Origin of the sequence: Microcoleus sp. N9_B4 (assembly GCF_036701635.1) — a bacterium.
In the GTDB taxonomy this organism is placed as follows: domain Bacteria; phylum Cyanobacteriota; class Cyanobacteriia; order Cyanobacteriales; family Microcoleaceae; genus Microcoleus.
Window position 1 is genome coordinate 1 of the sequence record NZ_JAUBRC010000050.1, and the last position, 20347, is coordinate 20347.

The following is a 20347-nucleotide window of genomic DNA, read 5'->3' on the forward strand; positions in this document are numbered from 1 at the left end:
CGTGCTTGGATGGCTCCGACAGACCAACCCCACGAAAACTTCATCTTCCCTGAAGAAGTTCTGCCTCGCGGTAACGCACTTTAAAAAAATCAGGATTTTGATTTCAGATTAATTTAGTTTTTTTAAATTAATCTGAAATCCAAATCCCTACTCCCCGGCGCAGGCGCGGTGATACCGTGCTCTACTAGGGAACAAAAAAACCCAAAATCCAAAATCTAAAATCGTTGGAGGTTCTACCGGGTGGTAACGCTCTCTAATTCCTACGCAAGCGGTCGCGACCAAGAATCCTCCGGGTTCGCTTGGTGGTCTGGCAACGCTCGTTTAATCAATCTCTCCGGCAAACTGCTGGGCGCACACGTCGCTCACGCTGGCTTGATCGTGTTCTGGGCCGGTGCAATGACTTTGTTTGAAGTCGCTCACTTTATCCCAGAAAAGCCCATGTACGAACAGGGCTTAATTTTGATGCCCCACATCGCTACTTTGGGTTGGGGCGTCGGCCCCGGCGGTGAAGTCACTGATATCTTCCCGTTCTTCGTAGTCGGCGTTCTTCACTTGATTTCATCTGCTGTTCTCGGTTTGGGCGGCATTTATCACGCCGTTCGCGGCCCGGAAGTTCTCGAAGAATACTCTTCGTTCTTCGGCTACGACTGGAAAGATAAGAACCAGATGACCAACATCATCGGCTATCACCTAATTTTGTTGGGTGGCGGTTGCTTGCTGCTGGTGGCTAAGGCCATGTTCTTCGGCGGTGTCTATGACACTTGGGCTCCGGGTGGCGGCGACGTGCGTATTATCACGAACCCCACTCTGAATCCGGCTGTGATTTTTGGCTACTTGGTTCGCTCTCCTTTTGGTGGCGAAGGCTGGATTGTCAGCGTCAACAACATGGAAGACATCATCGGCGGTCACATCTGGCTGGGCCTGATTTGTATCGCTGGCGGTGTTTGGCACATTTTGACCAAGCCTTTCGGCTGGGCTCGCCGCGCCTTAATCTGGTCTGGCGAAGCTTACCTGTCTTACAGCTTGGGCGCTTTGTCCCTGATGGGCTTCATCGCTTGCTGCTTTGTCTGGTTCAACAACACTGCTTACCCCAGCGAATTCTACGGCCCGACGGGCCCGGAAGCTTCTCAAGCGCAAGCTTTGACCTTCCTGATCCGCGACCAACGCTTGGGTGCTAACGTCGGTTCTGCACAAGGCCCCACCGGTCTGGGTAAATACCTGATGCGCTCTCCTACTGGCGAAATCATTTTCGGCGGTGAAACGATGCGTTTCTGGGATTTCCAAGGCCCTTGGTTGGAACCCTTGCGCGGTACTAACGGTTTGGACTTGAACAAAATCAAGAATGACATTCAGCCTTGGCAAGCTCGCCGCGCGGCTGAATACATGACTCACGCTCCTTTGGGTTCTTTGAACTCTGTGGGCGGTGTGGCGACTGAAGTTAACTCGTTTAACTTCACTTCTCCTCGTTCTTGGCTGTCCTGTTTCCACTTTGTGATGGGTTTCTTCTTCTTGGTCGGCCACTTGTGGCACGCTGGTCGCGCTCGCGCGGCTGTCGCTGGCTTTGAGAAGGGTATCGATCGCGAAAATGAACCAGTATTGGGTATGCCTAATTTGGACTAATCGATCGAATTTATTTCTGATTTGATTGTCTAGTTGAAAAAGGCTCCTGCTTAACGGCAGGAGCTTTTTTTGATCTAATATCTGGAAAAAGCTGCAGATTGTCGATCGACCATTCTCCAAGCCGGCTAGCAGCAGATACAATCCTAGACGTAGAAACCCGGTTTCTGAGTAACCTGAATTCAATGCTGTTTCTTTCCGTAAGCTCGTTCCTCAGCGAGCTTTTGCATCCAGGACTGACATATTTTGGTGCGACCTTCATCGGTGGCGCTGAATGACTCTGCAAGTCTTGAAACTTGACAATTTTAATCCGTTGGGGTAAAGAGCTTGCAAGGCAGGCTCTACAAAGTTTATATTTAAAGTACAAAAGTTTTAATCCCAAACAATGGAAAGTTGCAATGGAAAGTTGCAATTTTAAGGCAGATCGCTACAGGTGCAAAACTAATCGACGATGGGCATCAGGATATTTATATTTTATTAAATTGCTGTGCTTGCCGAATTTTTTAACATGCACAAAACTTTTGGGCCGCTTACTGTTATTGCTAGGAAAGTAAAAGATTAATAATGGACTCATTAAAAATCGAAAATGTCAAGGCGAGATTCGATCGAGCAAATTTGCTCGAACGCATCGCCAACCGCATTCGCCGCTCTCTAGAACTACCCGAAATTCTGAGCGCCACAGCAGCGGAAGTTCAATCCTTCTTGGGAACAGACAGAGTAAAAATCTACAAATTTCATAGCGACGGTAGCGGTGAAGTGATTGCCGAATCAATTAACGGCAACCGCTTGCCATCCCTATTGGGTCTGCATTTTCCAGCAGAGGATATTCCCCCTCACGCCCGCGAACTGTTCGCGCAACTACAAGTGCGATCGATCGTCGATATAGATTCCGGGCTGTTAGGGCAAAGTCCCCGCCGCGATGCGGTTTCCGGTCAACTGCTGTCCGACGAAGTGCGCTTTCGTGCGGTTGACCCCTGCCACGCTGAATACTTGACTGCACTCGGCGTCAAGGCTTGCTTGGTAGTACCAATTTTTCACGGCGAAGAATTCTGGGGGTTGTTGGTATCTCACCACTCCGAGTCCCGGAGTGTGGCAGAAAACGAACTCCAAGGCGTTCAGATGGTGGCAGATCAGCTCGGCGTCGCCATAGCCCAATCAGCCCTCCTCGCCCAAGCGAGGGCGAAAGCTCAACGGGAAGCTGCCGTCAACCGCGTCGCCGCAGCCCTTAACTCCCAGCCGGCGATTGAACTCCAAACAGCTTTGATAGAATCGGTAGCAGCACTAGACGCCGGCGGCGGCAGGCTGTGCATTTTCGCCACGCCATTCATTTCCGACAGCAGCAAGGTTACGAATCTAGTTCCCGATTCGGATCACTCGAATCGGGAACTCACAGTCTACACTTGTGGCTTAGGGCCGAAGATGGGAATTTCCGCAAAATACCCGCAGGTGGAGCAATACAGCGTCTGGCACGAATATTTTAAATCCGGCGAGCAACAGGTTTGGGCAATTCCCGACTTGTACCAAATTAGCAGTTTGAGAAGCCTGCAACCTGCATTTCGATCGACCAAAATTCGCAGCATTTTAATCGTACCGCTCAGAACCCGCCAGCAAATATTCGGTTACTTGACCATTTTTCGAGAAGAATTTGACACCGAAACTCTCTGGGCTAGACAGTTTGATAGCGACGGGCGGCTCGCCCAATCTCGGATATCTTTTGAAGCGTGGAAAGAGTCAAAAACAGCCCAAATTAGAGAATGGAAGACTGAAGAAGTTGAATTAATTCAAATTTTTGGCAGCCACTTTACTAATGCAATTAACCATTGCCAACTGCACCGAAAAATCGACGCACTTAACACTAATTTAGAAAATAAAGTTCAAGAGCGCACCGCTCAACTACAGCAGTTGACTCAACAGCAGCGAGTGCTGTTTGAAGTGGTGGCAAAAATGCGGAAATCCCTCGACTTAAACAAGATTTTTAGCACGATGTCTCAGGAAGTGCGGCAGGCTTTAAATGCCGATCGAGTTGCGGTTTACCGCTTCGAGCCCGCGTCGGAATGTAACGACGGCGAATTCGTTGCCGAAGATGTTTTACCCGATTTTCTGTCAGCAATGGCAGTCAAAGTGCACGATCGCTGCTTTGGAGAAAAATACGCCAATCTCTACTCTCAAGGACGAGTTCACGCCATGTCCGACATCAGACAAGCCGGACTGCAAGATTGCTATGAGCAACTATTGGAGCAATTTCAGGTCAAAGCTAGTTTAGTTGCACCGGTGATGAAAGGCAACGATCTTTGGGGGTTGCTATGCGTGCACCAGTGTTCGGCTCACCGCAACTGGGAATCTTCCGAAATTAAGTTTGCTACCCAAATTTCCGCTCAGCTCAGTATCGCCCTAGAACAAGCAGATTTGCTCGCTCAAACTCAGCAGCAAGCAGTTGAGTTGCAGCGGGCATCCGAGCAAGAGCGGATATTGTTTGAGGTAGTTGCTAAGATTCGAGAATCTCTCGATTTAGATACAATTTTTCGTACGACAACTACAGAACTGCTACGGATCTTAAAGGCCGATAGAGTTGGCATTTATCGCTTTGATCCGAGTTTAAACTTTAATGAAGGGGAATTTATTACCGAAGATGTTTTGCCTGGTTTTTCTTCGGCAATGGATGTAAAAGTTCGCGATCATTTTTTTAGCGAAAACTATGCGAAAAAATACAGTCAGGGACAGATTCAAGTGCTATCAGATGTCGAAAATGCTGGACTTTCAGACTGCCATGCTGCTCTTTTAGCTCAATTTCAAATTAGAGCTCAGGTGATTATGCCACTGATGAATGGCACCAAACTTTGGGGTTTGCTGTGCGTGCACCAGTGCAGCGGTTTGCGCCATTGGAACACTTCGGAAATTCAGTTTGCTACGCAAGTTGGAATTCAGTTGAGTGTAGGATTAGAACAAGCAGATTTGTTGGCTAAAACGCGGCAGCAATCAGTTGATTTGCAGTGGGCAGCCGAGCAACAGCGGATACTGTTTGAAGTGGTGGCTAAGATTCGAGAATCTCTCGATATCAACGCAATTTTTAAGACGGCTACTCAAGAAGTTTGTCAGTTTATGCAAGTTGATAGAATTGCTGTCTATCAATTTAATCCTGATTGGAGTGGCTATTATGTAGCCGAGTTTGTGAAAGATGGCTGGATAAAATTGGTAGGGGAAGGTATCAGTACAGTTTGGCAAGATACTTATTTGCAGGAAAACCGAGGCGGCAGATATGCCAATAATGAAACTCTAGCCGTAGACGATATCTATCAAGTTTGCCACTCTGAGTGTGTTGTCGGTATTTTAGAGAAATTTCAGATGAAGGCTTATGCGATCGCGCCGATTTTTGTAGGACAAGAACTTTGGGGTTTATTGACAGCATATCAACATTCTGGGCCCCGCTGTTGGGAAACTTCAGAAGTTAACTTTTTAGCTCAGATTGCCAATCAGTTAGGCGTAGCTATCCAACAAGCCGATTTGCTGGCTCAAACCCGACGCCAAGCAGAACAAATAGCTCAAAATTTAAAGGATTTGCAGCAAACTCAAGCTCAATTGATTCAGACTGAAAAAATGTCGGGTTTGGGGCAACTGGTGGCCGGCATTGCTCACGAAATTAACAATCCAGTTAATTTTATTTACGGCAATCTCAATCACGCTAGTGAATATACTGCTAGCTTACTGAGTTTGCTGGAACTTTACCAGCAGCAATCTCCCGATGCTAGTCCTGAGATTAGCGAATTTGCCGAAGATATTGACTTGGAATTTCTGCTAGAAGATTTGCCTAAATTACTATTGTCAATGAAGGTGGGAGCCGATCGCATCCGTCAAATAGTTCTGTCGTTAAGGAATTTCTCTCGTCTTGACGAAAGTCAAATGAAGGCGGTTGATATTCACGAGGGTATTGACAGCACGCTGTTAATTTTACAGCACAGGCTGAAATCTAATGCGGACAGTGCCAACATTGTGCTAGTTAAAGACTACGGCATTTTGCCTAGAGTTGAGTGTTATGCTGGACAGTTGAATCAGGTGTTTATGAATGTAATTGGGAATGCGATCGATGCTTTGGAAGCGCACAAGTTGCTCGCTGGTCAATCTGTAGTTCCTCAAATTAAAATCTCTACTGCTGTCGGTCAACTTAATGGTACTATTCCTAGCGCGCTGATTCGGATTTCTGATAACGGTACGGGAATTTCGGAATCTATGAGACAACGGATATTTGACCCTTTTTTCACCACTAAGTCGGTGGGGAAAGGTACAGGATTGGGACTGTCAATTAGTTACCAAATTGTGGTAGAGAAACACGGCGGCGTTTTAAAATGCAATTCGGAATTGGGGAAAGGTACTGAGTTTGTGATAGAGATTCCGCTTCGACAGCAGCCAGCAGTCATTAGTCATTAGTCATTAGTCATTAGTCATTAGTCATTAGTCATTAGTCATTAGTCATTAGTCATTAGTCATTATTGTAAAATCCAGCCAACAGTCAACAGTCAACAATCACGCAGGGTGCCGCCGGAATTGATATAATTAATCTGCGTTAATCTGTGTTTATCTGCCCTCATCTGCGGTTAAAAAAAGAGAATTTGGGAACCGCCGATGACAAGGGATTGACGCTGATTCATGCAGATACGATCGCATAACCCGGTTGCGGCATCGCGGGTGACAGTTGCCTAAGTCCTGATGCAAAAAGATGCCTATTTAATTGACTTTTATAGATTAGTTTCGCTCTTTTGTAGTTCTTGTTGGAGAGTATTTTTGACACGATCGTACTCACCCTCGATTTGAGCCAAAAGGGTTGAGGCTTGATCTAGTTCACCAGAGGTACTGATGACTTCTAACCTGCTACAAAGCTGGGCGAGAGGAGCCGCGCTTAGATTTGCACTACTGCCTTTGAGGGTATGAGCCACTCGGTTTAGGGTTTGAGTATCCGCTTGGGCGATCGCTAATTTCATAGCTTGTAGCAACTTTAGAGATTCCTCAAAGTAGCAGTTCGCCAGCAAGCTCAAAATCTGGGTTGAATCTCGATCGATGCTGCTACAGAAGGCTTGCAGTTCAGTGAGGTTAACCGCTGGCACATCAATTTCTGGCTTCTTGCTCTCTGATTCCTCCTTTTGGGCCTGCTGCGGTTCCGGGTTGGGTGGACACTGACTCAGCGCTTGGATGAGAGTATCTACTCGAATTGGTTTACTGATATAGTCATTCATGCCAGCATCAAGACAAAGCTCGCGATCGCCCTGCATGGCATTCGCCGTCATGGCAATAATTCGGGGACGAGCATGAGCCGGCCACTCCTGGCAAATACGACGGCTGGCTTCAAGTCCATCCATCTCTGGCATTTGTACATCCATCAACACTAGATCATAAGGCTGGCGATTCAGGGCTTCCAAGACTTCTAATCCATTGGCAGCAACATCGGCCCGGTATCCCAAACGCTCCAACAGCAGCAGTGCCACCTTCTGATTCACCAGATGATCTTCTGCTAATAGAATTCGCAGTGGAAGTCTCTGGGCCAGTTTAATATCATCCTGAACAGGGCTAGGGGGCCGCTGTTGAACTTTTGTCGGTTGAGCTTGTAGCACCTGAGTCAGGACTTGATAAAGCTGGGATTGTTTGATGGGTTTGGTTAAACAAGCTGCAAAGTGGGTGGAGAGCGCTGAAGCACTAGCTTCTGGCTTGCCTATTGAAGTCAGCATCACCAGCGGTAAACGCTGGCACTTAGGATGTTGGTGGATTTCCTGGCCGAGTGTGAGGCCATCCATCTGTGGCATTTGCATATCTAAAATAGCGACATCAAACGTTTCTCCATTCTCAAGCCAGTTGAGCGCTTCCACAGCCGATTGGGCAGCGCGAATCTGCATCCCCCAAATCTGGGCTTGCAACGTCAGAATTTGTCGGTTAATGGGCAGGTCATCCACGATTAATAAACGCTTGCCAAATAGTTCTGGTACCGTTTCCATCGGTTCCGCTAACTCAGTACCAACAGAGGATGCCACAATCGTGAAGTAGAAGGTAGAACCCATTGTGACTCGATTAAGCTTACCGGCTTGCCATTTTGGTGAAGGGGTTCCTCCGACGTGGCCGGAGCTCTCTACCCACATCATGCCGTTCATCGTTTCACTAAGTCGCTTACTAATTGCCAAACCTAAACCAGTCCCTCCATACTGCCGAGTCGTCGAAGTATCTACTTGGCTAAAAGACTTGAACAGTCGATCGAGCCGATTGGCTGGAATACCAATGCCTGTGTCTTGAATGGCAAACTGGATTTCATACAAGCTTTCTGACAAGTTACCTGGCTCAGAAATTGTTTTCTCAGAATCAACTAGAGAGGCTTCTACGGAAAGGGTAACTTCCCCAGTTTCAGTAAACTTAATCGCATTGTTGAGCAAGTTAACTAAAATCTGACGGAGACGGGTGACATCACCCAAAATCAACTTAGGAGTCTGAGGGTGGATGAGGTAGCCCAACTCAATATCCTTCTCATCTGCTTTAACTGCAAGTTGGTCGATCGCACCTTCTACGCAATCTCTCAAGCTCAAGGGATGCTTTTCTAGCTCCAGCTTACCCGACTCAATTTTGGAGAAGTCAAGGATGTCGTTGATGATGCTCAGGAGGGTATCCCCACTATTGCGAATCGTCTCGATAAAGTCTCGCTGTTGAGCCTTGAGTTCTGTATCCAGCAGCAGTCCAGTCATGCCAATAACTGCATTCATGGGAGTGCGAATTTCATGGCTCATCATCGCCAGGAACTCACTTTTGGCTCGGTTCGCAGCTTCTGCTTCCCGTCTAGTTTGCTCCAGGGCACAGTTTTTCAGAGTTAATTCTTCTCGTTGTCGAGTTTCTTGCTCTAGTAACTTGGCTTGAGCTAGGGCAATTCCTACTTGAGCCGCCACTGATTCTAGCAACTCCATTTGATCCGTAGTCCAATGACGGTAACGATCGCACTGGTGCAAACAAATGGCACCATTCGGTTCTCCTTGGTAAGAGGTTCGCACTGCTAATGTCGATCTCAAATTGAGACTGGTACAAATTGAATGAGAACAGGTGAGCAATGAATCGCAGTAGACATCCGGGGAGGCGATGGCTTCATCTTGAGCCATCAACCGTTTTGTATAAGCAGGACTGGCCGACAAAATATCATGCTCCCCGCTGGGCGCTGACCCCACTGCTAGATACTCTGCAACGATAGGAAACTGAGGCAGTGGATTGTCCTGGTATGTGCTAATTAAGCAGCGACTGACCCCAAGAGCTTGCCCAATCTGAATAGCAGCCGTTTCAAATATCTGCTGAGCATTGAGGCTTTGACGAATTTCTTCGGTAATTTGCTTCAGCAGTAGGGCTTTTTGCAACTGTCGTTGTAGTGCTTCTTCTGCCTCCTTGCGATCGCTAATATCCTTCATGAAGCCGTGATGCCCGACAAACACATTTTGCTCGTCATAAGCAGAAACCATCACCACTTGTTTATAGAAGCTAGAGCCATTTTTTCTCATTCCCCTAGCTTCTACTTCGACTCTGCCGTCTCTCAACATTTGCTGATAAGCACCCACCATCTTCTCAACATCTTCAGGATGAACAGTTTTGTGCCATTCCATCCCTAGCATTTCATCAGGCTGATATCCGGTGATGGCAGCATAAGTAACATTGACAGAGATATAGCGTCCTTGAGGGTCCAGCCGAGAAATGCCTGCCACGGCATTTTCTAGCGCCGCACTTATTTGTTGCAGTTCTGCTTCGGCTCGTTTGCGATCGCTAATTTCAATCAGAATGCAACCCACTGCTACAGGCTGCTCTGCATCCTTGAAAATGGGGAAATGAGAAGCTAGCCAGTAGCGCTTGGCACCCGTTGGACTGGGTACTTGTCCGCTCATTTCCAAGCTGATGGAAGGTTTTCCTGTCGTTAAAACCTGTTGTAACAGTGCATTTACACCAGGAGTAAATTCCCCCAAAATCTCATCGGTTGTCTTACCTAAGTGAGCCTCCCCAGAGTGGCCATTAATTTCAGCTAGTGCCTCATTGATTTGTAAAATTCTCAACTGCCGATCGTATATACACAGCCCCACCCCTGCTAGGGAAGATCCTTTAAAGAAAGCATTCAATAATTGCTCTCTGGCTTTAATTTCCTCCTCTAACTTTTTGCGGTTGGTAATATCGCTGTGAGAACCAGTCATACGCACAACTCTACCCGCTGCATCCGAAAGTGCTTGCCCTCGAGCCAAAATCCATTTGTAGCTCCCATCCTTGCAAAGCACTCGATGTTCTGTAATATAAAAGGGAGTTGTGCGCTGAAAGTGATCTTGAATGGCTTGCATCACCCATCCGATATCGTCGGGATGAACTCGTTTACTCCATTCCTCTAAGTGATTGGGGATTTCATTCTCCTGGTAGCCCAACATCTCTTTCCAGCGAGCCGACAAGAATACTTCATTGGTGTTGACGTTCCAATCCCATACCCCATCATTACTACCACGTAGGGCGAGTTGCCATCGCTCTTCACTGGCTTGCAGAGCGACTTCTGCCTGATGCCGTTCGATTTCACTACCAATCCATTGAGCCATCAGCTTCAGTAATTCCACATGGGCAGATTTAAAGCTGTCTGCACGGGGAGATTTACTAGAAAAGCTGAGGGTACTGTAGACTTTGCCTGCAACTAACACTCGTGTTCCAATATAAGCTTCTATGCCAAGGGCAAGATAGGCAGGATGGTAACGCCATTTGGAGGTGCCTATATGTTCGATTGTTAGGGGTTCATTTGTCTCTAAAGCTTCACAGCACAAAGTTTCCTTAATATCAAAGACATCACCTGGTTTCAGGACTCGATCGGGCGATCGCGCCACCATCACCTCATAAAGATTATCTTCCACACGACCCAAGATGCCACTTTCAAGCCCAAAATTATGACATCCCATGTCAATCAACGCTTGGATGCGTTGCTCAAAATTGAGATTTTGGGTAGCAGTGACTTCATATAAAGCTCGTATCCCCGCCTCTCTTGTTCTTAGTTCAGCTTCGGCTTGTTTACGTCTCTTAATTTCAGCTTTCAGAGAGCGATTGATTTTGGATAATTTTTGCGTTCGTTCTTGAACCCGCTGTTCTAATGTAGTGTTGGCGTGTTTAATCTCCCTAAATTTTTGATTAAGCGCGATCGCCATCAATTGAAAATTTCTAGCAAGCTCATTAATTTCAGTAACAGAGCTATGTTTCCATTCAAATGTTTCTTCTGAAAGCTGGTTGGGTAAGTCAGTAGTCGCAAGAGCTAAATAGGATAATGGCTTTACCAGTCGTTCGCTAACCACCGTTGCCAACGAAAATGCCAACATTGTGATGAAGAGAAGAATAATCAGATCTATCCTGTAGCGATTTTGTAAATTTTCTACATAGGGAGCTGCTGGAATTTCTAAGCGTAATCTCCAGTTCAACTCAGGGGTAATTGTAAATTCCTGTATATATAGAGAGTTTTTCCAACGGATCATCGGATAGTTGCCCTTGCTAGGAACCCACTGCTGCAAGGTTCCCTCTAAGGTGCGAGTGCTGCCATCTTTTGACTCCTGAACAGTGTTCAAAAGCTTTGGATCGGATTGATTACTCCCAATGACTAGGTTGTTTTGATCGAGCAATGTAATGCGTAGTTGCTGATTGTTTTGCTGAAAAATGTATAGAGATTGGATCTGACTCAATGCTAATGAAGCGTGGATCAAACCAAGGAAATTACCTTCAACTTGCAGGGGAACATTCAATCCTACATGAGGTTCGTTAATTAATAAATTGTTGTAGACAGGAGTCATCCAAGGTCTCAACCGCTCTTGAGCCAGGGTAATTAGAGATTTATGTTCGGTGCTTTGTTCAATCAACTGCAGACGGGTTTGATTTAAAGGAGAAGAGGCAGCTAAAACTCTTCCAGATGAATCGGCCACATAAATGTTCTCGAAATCTGGAAACCACTGCTCGATCCGGCTAATGTCTTGTTGCAGTTGCTCGGATGATTGAATTGCTTGATTAGCAGCAGTAGTGGATTCAGAAATGAGGAATTTTTCAGCTAATGTATTCAAAGCTAATAGATGTCGCTGATGCCATCTAGATACATCGCTACTGAGATTAGTCCCGTTTGTTTGTAACTCAGTTTGCACATTCGTCTGAATTTGAGCGACCCAGTATCTACCATCAATAATTAATAGGAGCAGTCCTGGAATAAAGACAAAAGCAACCAACAGATGAAAAATAGTTTGTTTTAATGAGAGGGCATGGATCTTCTTTGAACGACCAATCTGTTTATCAACGGGTGCATAAACAATGATAAAGCTGGCAACTAAGGCATTAAAAATGCCGTTGACTGCTTGTTTGCACATAACTAGCAGGACTTGAGCAGCCTCCATGTGCAGCATTTGACCGTAGAAAAGCCAAACGAGAGGCATTCCAATTAAAAACCAGTAAATCCCATCAAATAAAAGGAGGTTTGAATGTTTACGCTTACAAATAAACCCTACAAATAGAGCCTCAATTACCAAAATAATTGTGGCGTATGGATGATTCCAAAGGACATAAGCATAGCTGCCTGCTATTAGACTGGCCAAACCTCCCCAGCCCCAGCCGAAGTAGTAAGTAATAATCAGTATTGCAATACTGCCAAAGAGGAAATCAACCCCAAAGAAAAGAGATAAACTGAAATAGTTGCCCAGAAAACCCGCACCAGTGAGAAGGGCGATCGCACCAAACCATCTTTGATCACGCACTGAGCTAGCTCCTCCCATAAATTTCTAGAATCGCTACTGGCTGAATATAAACTCATTTTGATAAAAAATCGTCCGAGAGACACTCTCGTTCTATCTATCCCTAACAGTTGCCATGAAGGTCGCACAACCGATTATTTAGGCTTTAATACTAAAATCAAGGCTTACTCATGCAGGACTGGATATTTCGCTAAACTGTTAAGAAATAATTATTCCCAATTACGAGAGGCATAGTTTTTACCCTTATGATTTAACGGGTGAATTTATTAACTGTATGAATCTTGGTACAAAAAGTATTACGACCTTGGTCTTTAGCTTCATAAAGTGCTGCATCTGCAGCAGTAATTAAATTTTCTGGTCGGATCTCTTGGGTAGGAATCACACTGGTAATACCGAAACTGAGCGTAATGCAATGATTCGGAGAACTATTATGGACTATTGCTAAAGCTTGGATGCCAGCCTGCATTTGCTTAACGATTTGGACGGCTCCCTCAAGCTCTGTGCCAGGTAAAATCACTACAAATTCTTCACCGCCATAACGTGCTACTAAATCTCCCGCTCGATTAATACTGCGATTGAGAGCTGCCGCAACTTGCTTTAAACATAGATCCCCTGCTTGGTGTCCATAAGTATCGTTGTAAGGCTTGAATAAATCGATATCACACAAAATCAGTGACAAAGGAGTTTGCTGCCTCGTCATGCGTCGCCACTCCTCCTCTAGTTGTTGGTCAAACTGACGGCGATTGGCAATCTGAGTCAAACCGTCAATTGACGCGAGGTATTTTAATTGCCGATTGGCGGCTTCTAGCTGCTTGTAAAGTAGGGTTTGTTGCTGTTGCAAGTGGAATTGCTGAATCAACCGTCGCACTCTCTGTCCCAGAACAGCCCAGTGAATCGGCTTAGTGATATAGTCAGCCGCTCCCGCTGCAAACGCTCGATCGACAGATTCTTTGTCTTCCAAGCTAGTAATCATCAAAATAGGTGGGCGATCGCTCTGAGCCACTTCAGATAATTTTTGACAACAAGCAAAACCATCCATAGTGGGCATCACTGCATCTAGCAGGATGAGGTCTGGATGTACTTCCTCATAAGCTGCTAGCCCTGTCAACCCATCATTAGCTTCAGCCACTCGGTATTTTTCCTTCTGTAAATACAGTCGAAGTTGCAAACGCATCAAGGCATCGTCATCCACAATCAGAATTAGAGAGGACGATTCCGTAGATGGGTTAGTCGAAATGGCTGACTCTTCTAATGATTGATACATACGTCATGGTGTATCTCAAGCTTTGGAAACATTCTAGCCTAGCATATTTTGAGCTTGGGATGGAAAGTAAAAAATGGGCAAATATGTCATAAATTATACACCAGCTAAGCGGCCACAACAACATTCTAGGCAGCGTCGGGTTTGTTAAACCAACAGCCACAGTCTACTTAAAATTTCTCGCTTTTTTTCGGGGATATTAAAGTCTGGCAACTTGCGCTAATTTTTGTAAATATATAATTATTTTTGGGGGCATTAAACAGTTTTTACAACGTCAAGCGAGCTTTGACGAACGATCGCCAGTTCTCCCGCGATCGCTCGTTCTCCCCCGATCGTCCGTGGGATAATATGCTATATGTCTTAAATTAATTCAGGCTTTTTCAGGTGCATCAAATTCCTCCCTCATCTTTGAGCGATCGTCCGATCTATTTTTGGGGAATACATCTGATGGTCACACGATCGCATATAGCTTCACCCTTAGTTAAGCGTTTGTTCGCACCAGCAAACTCTGACTGCAAAAAGGCGTAAGCTTTGTTAAGAAACATTTACAGCGTTCTGCGTGATCTGGGATAGGTTTTTTCTCTCCTTTCTCCCAATAAGCTGTTCGACATCTAAACTGCATTAACTAAGTTACCTTTATTTTTTATTTTTCGGTTCCATTTTATAATTAGTCCTCCTTCATTTAAAAGTTTATGTAACAGTGATTCTAGTTTTTCAATGGATTCAAATAATCTATTGGCAACATATTCCTTGGCGGAATGCCATACTAATTCAACTAGGTTATAGTCAGGGCTATATTTGGGCAAAAACTCTATGATTAGATTCGGCATTTCTGACGCTATTTTCTGCAAAGTCTCTGCTTTTTTATGAAAACTAGCGTTGTCCAAAATTATCACAAACTTACAGCCTTTATCTTTAAAGTCTTCCGCTAAATTTCCTTGCAATATCCACTCGGCTTTTAAATCTTCATAAAAAGTTTTCAGCACAGCATAAAAATTAGCAGAATTACCAGATGGAATAAAATCTACCCATCTTTTTTTGTCTGAGTATCTCACTCCACCCATAACATTAATACGACCTTTTCGTCGGTCTCCTCTTTTATTACTTCGAGTCCCCTTTTTACACCAGTTTTTTCTTCTAATTACTCTTAAACTAAATCCACTTTCGTCCCAAAACCATACCTGTAAAAGGTTTGGAGATTCTTTTTCTATTTTTAAATACTCAGCTAATTTATCTTTAAATAAACCCCTTTCCACGGTATCTTGCTTATCCTCTAAGCTATATTTAGCCCAAAGGTAAACATACTTTTTTGATTTTAAAATCCTCCTAACTTGGGTACTACTCAGCTCTATTCCTGTCTGCTCTCCTAGATGTATTGCAAGTCTAGCTGTTGTCCATCTTCCGAACTCATAACCATATTTCTCCGGCTCTACTTCAACTGTTTCTAAAAGTAAATTAATGTATTTTTCTGTGGCTTTTCGGTAATTACCCTTCATCCTATTATCTTTAAAACTGTCTAAATTATCGGGATCACCATGAATGCTCCAGTAGGCAACTTTTCTGAGAGAACATCCAATTAGTTCAGCAGTTTGAGCTTGTGTATTTCCGTTGTTTAGTAATAAAAATATTAACGCTCTTTGTCGAATGTCTGGATGCTCATGGTCTTTTAATGCTTGTTGCAGAGTTTTCTTTGTCTCGGAACTGAGAAAGTTTTTAGCAGGCATTCACTTTTTCTGAATATCATTATGTTATATTATACCCATATGCGTTTTAAATGCACAACAGCTTAATCCCCCCAGATAGTGTCTAAACTCCTGTCTTTGGGCTTGAGTCGGGAACACATCGTCAAAGCGTTGGCACCATCTTTCAAAGCATGGGGGCATGGAAGCTATACTATAGCAATTCTCGCATTATTTGTGAATTTCTTACTCCCTCTCCGCGAGTTCGGGGAGGGTTGGGGTGGGGTAAAAAATTTATGACTCCTGCAAGCATTGCTATATACTATAATCACTGGGAAAGAGTAAATTAACTTGATGGAGATCACTTACTATGGAAGTAGCACTACCTGATTTTTCTCAAAGCTTTCAAAAAACGAAAGAAGTTTGGACGGAACAAGTCGGAAAAGCAATTAATTCTACCTCAGAAGCAACAGCCCAAGCTAATTTTCCTCTCTCCGAAACTGCATTTCAGGCCAAAGAAGCTCTCACTCAGACTACGAATTCTGCCGTTAATACGGTTAATCAAGCTACGAACAATGCTTTAGGCAATGTAGCGGAGAAAACAGAAAGAGCGAGATTTTCTCTATCTGAAATGGCGAATCAAGCAGTTAGTCGCGTCAGTGAAAGGACCAACAAAGCTGTTGATGCTATTTCTCACTCGGCGGCAACTGCTAAAGAAACTATTAATCAAACTACTAACTCTGCGGTTAATACTCTGAATCAAAGCACTAGCCAAGCTGTAGAGAGTGTAAATCAAGCTACAGAAAAGGTTAAGGCTTCATTAGAAGATAGCATTAACAAGGCGGGAAATATGAGTGGCACCGCTTTAGATGCCATCAAAAGTTCTATCAATGGTACTGTCAAAGATTGGATTGATTCTCACCCTGTAGTCTTCTGGTTGGTGAGTCATCCGCTGATATCTTTAGCAATGTTGCTGATATTTATATTCATTATATTGGGCTTTTTTCAGGCTTTAGGTAAATTTTTTGCAGAAGGCTGGTTATTTATTCTGCAAAGCCCTGGAAAATTTATGCAAGGGGTTTTCAGTGTTGCCTCTAAATCTGTAAGTAATGTCGGTGGAGTGGCTGTAAACTCATTGGTTCCCAAGAATACCCAAGAGAAAAATAATTCAGCTTTACAATTGAGGGGAGTTGAATCAAAAAGTTTGGAGTCTCAAGAACGACTTGCTAATATTTTGACAAGGTTGGAGGCAATTCGACAAGAGCAGAATCAGCTTTTACAAGAAGCGTCGGCTATTTTAGGCAAGCAATTCAATGCAGAGTGAGAAGGTGTGGCCCGATCGCAACTCGTGGTAAATTTAATACATCCAGGCTTTTCATCAAAGCCAGATCCATGAAGGCTTGTAGTCGATCGCTCAATACGCCATGCCCGATTCCGAATTTTCCGATGATTTAAAATGGACGCCAGAAGCCAAGGCGAAGCTAAAAAATATTCCCTACTTTGTCCGGGGACAAGCTCGTGTCCGCATCGAGCAGTTGGCCCGCGAAGCCGAAACCGAAGTCGTCACCGTTGACTTAGTTGAGCAAGCTCGCATCGAGTTTGGGCAATAAAAGCTCCAAATGTACCCTAAAGCTTTAAACTATAAGTTGCCTGATTTTGATGTTCACAGAGCTACTGAGTCACCCGTGCGGAAAATAGTTATTGCTGGCAACTGGAAAATGTACAAAACTAGGACTGAATCCCTAGAGTTTCTTCAAGGATTCATGTCCTGCCTGACGGAAACCCCAGAGGAACGGGAAGTCGTGCTTTGCGTTCCCTTCACTTCCTTGGCTGTCCTGTCGAAAAATTTGCACGGCAGCCGGATCAGACTCGGTGCTCAGAACGTTCACTGGCAAGAGTCTGGAGCTTTTACTGGGGAAATTTCCGGGCCAATGCTGAGTGAACTTGGTGTGCGCTATGTCATCGTAGGGCACAGCGAGCGGCGCCAATATTTTGGGGAAACTGACGAAACGGTGAATTTTCGGCTAAAAGCGGCTCAGAAATACGATTTAATTCCGATTCTGTGCGTTGGGGAAACCAAGCAGCAGCGAGATGCAGGGGAAACTGAATCTCACATTTTTTCTCAGTTGGAAAAAGATTTAGTTGGTGTTGACCAAAATAAGTTGGTAATTGCTTACGAACCGATTTGGGCGATCGGCACTGGCGATACTTGCGAAACGAAGGAAGCTAACCGAGTTATTGGTTTGATTCGCAGTAAATTGACTAATCCTGGCGTGCCAATTCAGTACGGTGGCTCTGTTAAACCGGAGAATATTGATGAAGTTATGGCGATGCCTGAGATTGACGGGGTTCTGGTAGGCGGTGCGAGTTTGGAAGCTGCTAGCTTCGATCGAATTGTCAATTATCAGTAATTGCTAATTGGTAATTGCTAATTGGTAATTGTTAATAGGTAATTGGAACAATGGCAGCGGGAATTAAACAGCGATCGCCTACAATTGTGATGTGCCGTTCAGTGTTTCTCGGATCGGGAGAATTAACCTATGACTGCGATCGTTAAACCCAAACCAGCCTTAGACGAGTTCCTCAAACTGGCGGAAACTGAACCGGCCTCAGAATTTCTTGAGGGACAAATCATTCAGAAGCCCATGCCTCAAGGTGAACACAGCGTACTTCAAGGTGAACTCTGCAAGACTATCAATCAAGTAGCGAAAACTCGGAAAATTGCCAATGCTTTTCCCGAGTTGCGCTGCACTTTTGGCGGGGCATCAATCGTGCCAGATGTAGCAGTATTCCGATGGGAAAGAATTCCTTTTTTGCCGTCTGGTAGAATTGCTAACCGCTTTGACATTAATCCTGACTGGTCGATAGAAATTCTGTCTCCAAACCAAAGCCAAACAAAAGTGCTGAGTAACTTACTCCACTGTTCGCGAAACGGCACTGAGTTGGGGTGGTTACTAGATCCAGAAGAAGAGAGTATTTTGGCAGTATTTCCAGGACAAAAAGTAGAACTGTACAAAGGTGCAGCTCTGTTGCCAATAATTGATAAAATTGAATTAGAATTGACAGTTGACACTGTTTTTAGCTGGTTGAGTTTTGGTTGAATTAAAAATTGATAGTGTAGGTTGGGTTGAGGAACGAAACCCAACACTCTCAAGATGAAATTCTTGTGAGACGGTTGTCCCGCCTGCCCAAAAATATAATTTATGACAAATAACCAAATAAAAATGACAATTAGAAATAAAGCTTTCGAGTGGGGAAAACGCACTTATTTAATGGGCGTTTTAAATGTTACCCCTGACAGTTTTAGCGACGGCGGAGATTTCTATACCATAGAATCTGCTTTAGCGCAAGCGGAAAACATGGTAAAATCGGGAGTTGATATTATTGATATTGGCGGTCAATCTACTCGGCCTGGGGCAGTGGAAATATCCTTAGCAGAGGAGATCGATCGCGTTATACCTGTAGTACAAATACTGCGAGAAAAAGCCGATATTTTTGGCTCAGTTCCTATTTCGGTCGATACTACCAGAGCGCAGGTTGCGAAAGCTGCTGTTGAGGCGGGAGCGGATATAATTAACGATATTTCGGGAGCTACTTTTGATGCGGAAATGCTGTCAACGGTTGCTCACTTAAAAGTGCCAATAATTTTGATGCACATTCGGGGAACTCCCCAGACGATGCAACAACTGACAGATTATCGGGATTTAATGGGGGAAATTGGGGAATTTTTCGAGAGTCGAATTGCTGCAGCAGTTGCTGCGGGGATTGACAAATCTCAAATAATTCTCGACCCTGGTATTGGCTTTGCCAAGACTTACAGTCAAAACTTAGAAATTCTGCGAGAGTTGCGAAAATTCCGTGTTTTAAACTGTCCGATTTTAGTCGGAGTATCGCGAAAAAGCTTCATCGGTCACATTTTGAATCAGCCAGAAGCGAAACAAAGAGTTTGGGGGACAGCGGCGGCTTGTACAGGTGCGATCGCAAATTTGGCAGATATCTTGCGAGTTCACGATGTCAGAGAAATGCACGATGTTTGTCTGGTTGCCGACGCTATCTTCAGAAATCAATCTTGAGAAGTGTGAGTATCTATAACTTTCATTTCCCCGCCCTCAGAATGATGATGTATCACATCGGGCATAGAACCCATAAGCTCGCCCAGAGCTTCCGTCATGATCTTGGGGTCCATAAACAGAATTTTGGCATTGTCGCTTTCGCCCAATTTTTGTTGAGCGTCTAAGTATTTTTCCGTTACTAAGTAATTCAAAACTTGCTTACTATTCGGATGGGAGTCTAAAGCTTCAACTAAGAGCCTCATATACTCCTTAGTGCCGATCGCCTTATTGACCATTGCTTGCCACTCGCTCTTGGTGGCGCGCTCCAATTCCATAGCTTCTTGCACCCTTTTCGGAGGTGTAATGCTTTGAATTTCCACCCGAATTACTTTGACACCCCAAGTTTCGGTAGCTTCGTCCAACTTCTTGAGTAACTTTTTATTCATGTCATCTCGGGAACCCAAGATGTCTTGCATGGGCAATCGACCAATTTCAGCGCGAAACGTCGTTAACACTAAGTTGGCGATCGCATTTTCAATTTGATCGATTCCATAATAAGCTTTCTGTAAATTCACAACCCGCCAATACACAACGGCATCGACTTCGAGAGCCACATTATCTCCCGTGATTGCTGACTGAGGTTTAATGTCTAAAACTCTTTCACGGCTTGTGTCCACGCAGACGACTTTTTCGACCAGGGGACTGATAAAGTGGAATCCTGGCTTGAGGGTGCGCTTGTATTGACCCAAACGTTCCACTAAAGCTTCGTCGCCACCGCTGACTATTTTGACGCTTGAGTTAACAGCGTAGCCGAGGATGAGCGCAAAGAGCATGGTAAGAATAGACTGCCCCATTTCTATTTTCCTGCTAAGGTTGACTGAGAATCGATCGGAATTCTACTCTAATTTAACTCAAACTCGGCCCTGCAGTGCTAAAATATCTCGACTGTTAATAACTAACTATTTCATCGGGTGAGCCCCATCGGCTCCGACTCTT

Annotated in this window: 11 protein-coding genes; 7 read left to right on the forward strand and 4 right to left on the reverse strand. The window is 44.7% G+C overall.

Annotation, left to right across the window (positions count from 1 at the left end; genetic code table 11):
- The first annotated feature begins 240 nt into the window (after positions 1-240).
- Together psbC and QUA43_RS25440 are read left to right on the forward strand one after the other, a co-directional pair.
- Entirely contained in the window at positions 241-1620 is a 1380-nt protein-coding gene (psbC, locus tag QUA43_RS25435) for a photosystem II reaction center protein CP43 (RefSeq protein WP_333377478.1), read from the forward strand.
- A 561-nt stretch (positions 1621-2181) separates the two neighbouring features.
- On the forward strand, positions 2182-6039 hold the full coding sequence (locus QUA43_RS25440; RefSeq protein WP_333377481.1) for a GAF domain-containing protein: 3858 nt from the start codon (positions 2182-2184) through the stop codon (positions 6037-6039).
- 308 nt (positions 6040-6347) lie between these two features.
- Here QUA43_RS25440 and QUA43_RS25445 read toward each other — a convergent pair whose 3' ends face one another.
- The 3 genes from QUA43_RS25445 to QUA43_RS25455 all read right to left on the reverse strand — a co-directional run bounded on the left by QUA43_RS25445 (position 6348) and on the right by QUA43_RS25455 (position 15344).
- Positions 6348-12380, reverse strand: coding sequence for a response regulator (locus tag QUA43_RS25445; protein WP_445302003.1), 6033 nt, complete (start codon positions 12378-12380; stop codon positions 6348-6350).
- Positions 12381-12609: 229 nt separating this feature from the next.
- Positions 12610-13623 (reverse strand): PleD family two-component system response regulator, encoded by a 1014-nt coding sequence (locus QUA43_RS25450; RefSeq protein ID WP_333377486.1) that lies wholly within the window; start codon positions 13621-13623, stop codon positions 12610-12612.
- A gap of 608 nt (positions 13624-14231) precedes the next feature.
- On the reverse strand, positions 14232-15344 hold the full coding sequence (locus QUA43_RS25455) for an IS630 family transposase (RefSeq protein WP_333377489.1): 1113 nt from the start codon (positions 15342-15344) through the stop codon (positions 14232-14234).
- A gap of 325 nt (positions 15345-15669) precedes the next feature.
- On the opposite strand from QUA43_RS25455, the gene QUA43_RS25460 reads away from it, so the two are divergent.
- From QUA43_RS25460 to folP, 5 genes are all read left to right on the forward strand, one after another.
- Positions 15670-16623 carry a hypothetical protein gene (locus QUA43_RS25460; protein WP_333377491.1) on the forward strand — a complete coding sequence of 318 codons (954 nt, stop codon included), beginning with the start codon at positions 15670-15672 and terminating at the stop codon, positions 16621-16623.
- A 100-nt stretch (positions 16624-16723) separates the two neighbouring features.
- Positions 16724-16909, forward strand: a complete 186-nt coding sequence (locus tag QUA43_RS25465) for a PCP reductase family protein (RefSeq protein WP_006633749.1) — start codon at positions 16724-16726, stop codon at positions 16907-16909.
- Between the two features lie 75 nt (positions 16910-16984).
- Positions 16985-17710, forward strand: coding sequence for a triose-phosphate isomerase (tpiA, locus tag QUA43_RS25470; protein WP_333377546.1), 726 nt, complete (start codon positions 16985-16987; stop codon positions 17708-17710).
- A 129-nt stretch (positions 17711-17839) separates the two neighbouring features.
- Positions 17840-18400 carry a Uma2 family endonuclease gene (locus QUA43_RS25475; protein ID WP_333377494.1) on the forward strand — a complete coding sequence of 187 codons (561 nt, stop codon included), beginning with the start codon at positions 17840-17842 and terminating at the stop codon, positions 18398-18400.
- A gap of 102 nt (positions 18401-18502) precedes the next feature.
- Positions 18503-19372 carry a dihydropteroate synthase gene (folP, locus tag QUA43_RS25480; RefSeq protein WP_333377497.1) on the forward strand — a complete coding sequence of 290 codons (870 nt, stop codon included), beginning with the start codon at positions 18503-18505 and terminating at the stop codon, positions 19370-19372.
- Here the strand turns inward: folP and QUA43_RS25485 are convergent.
- The gene (locus tag QUA43_RS25485; RefSeq protein ID WP_333377499.1) at positions 19363-20205 is read right to left on the reverse strand and encodes a stomatin-like protein; all 843 of its coding nucleotides are present in this window, start codon (positions 20203-20205) and stop codon (positions 19363-19365) included. The genes folP and QUA43_RS25485 overlap by 10 nt on opposite strands.
- Between the last annotated feature and the right edge of the window lie 142 nt (positions 20206-20347).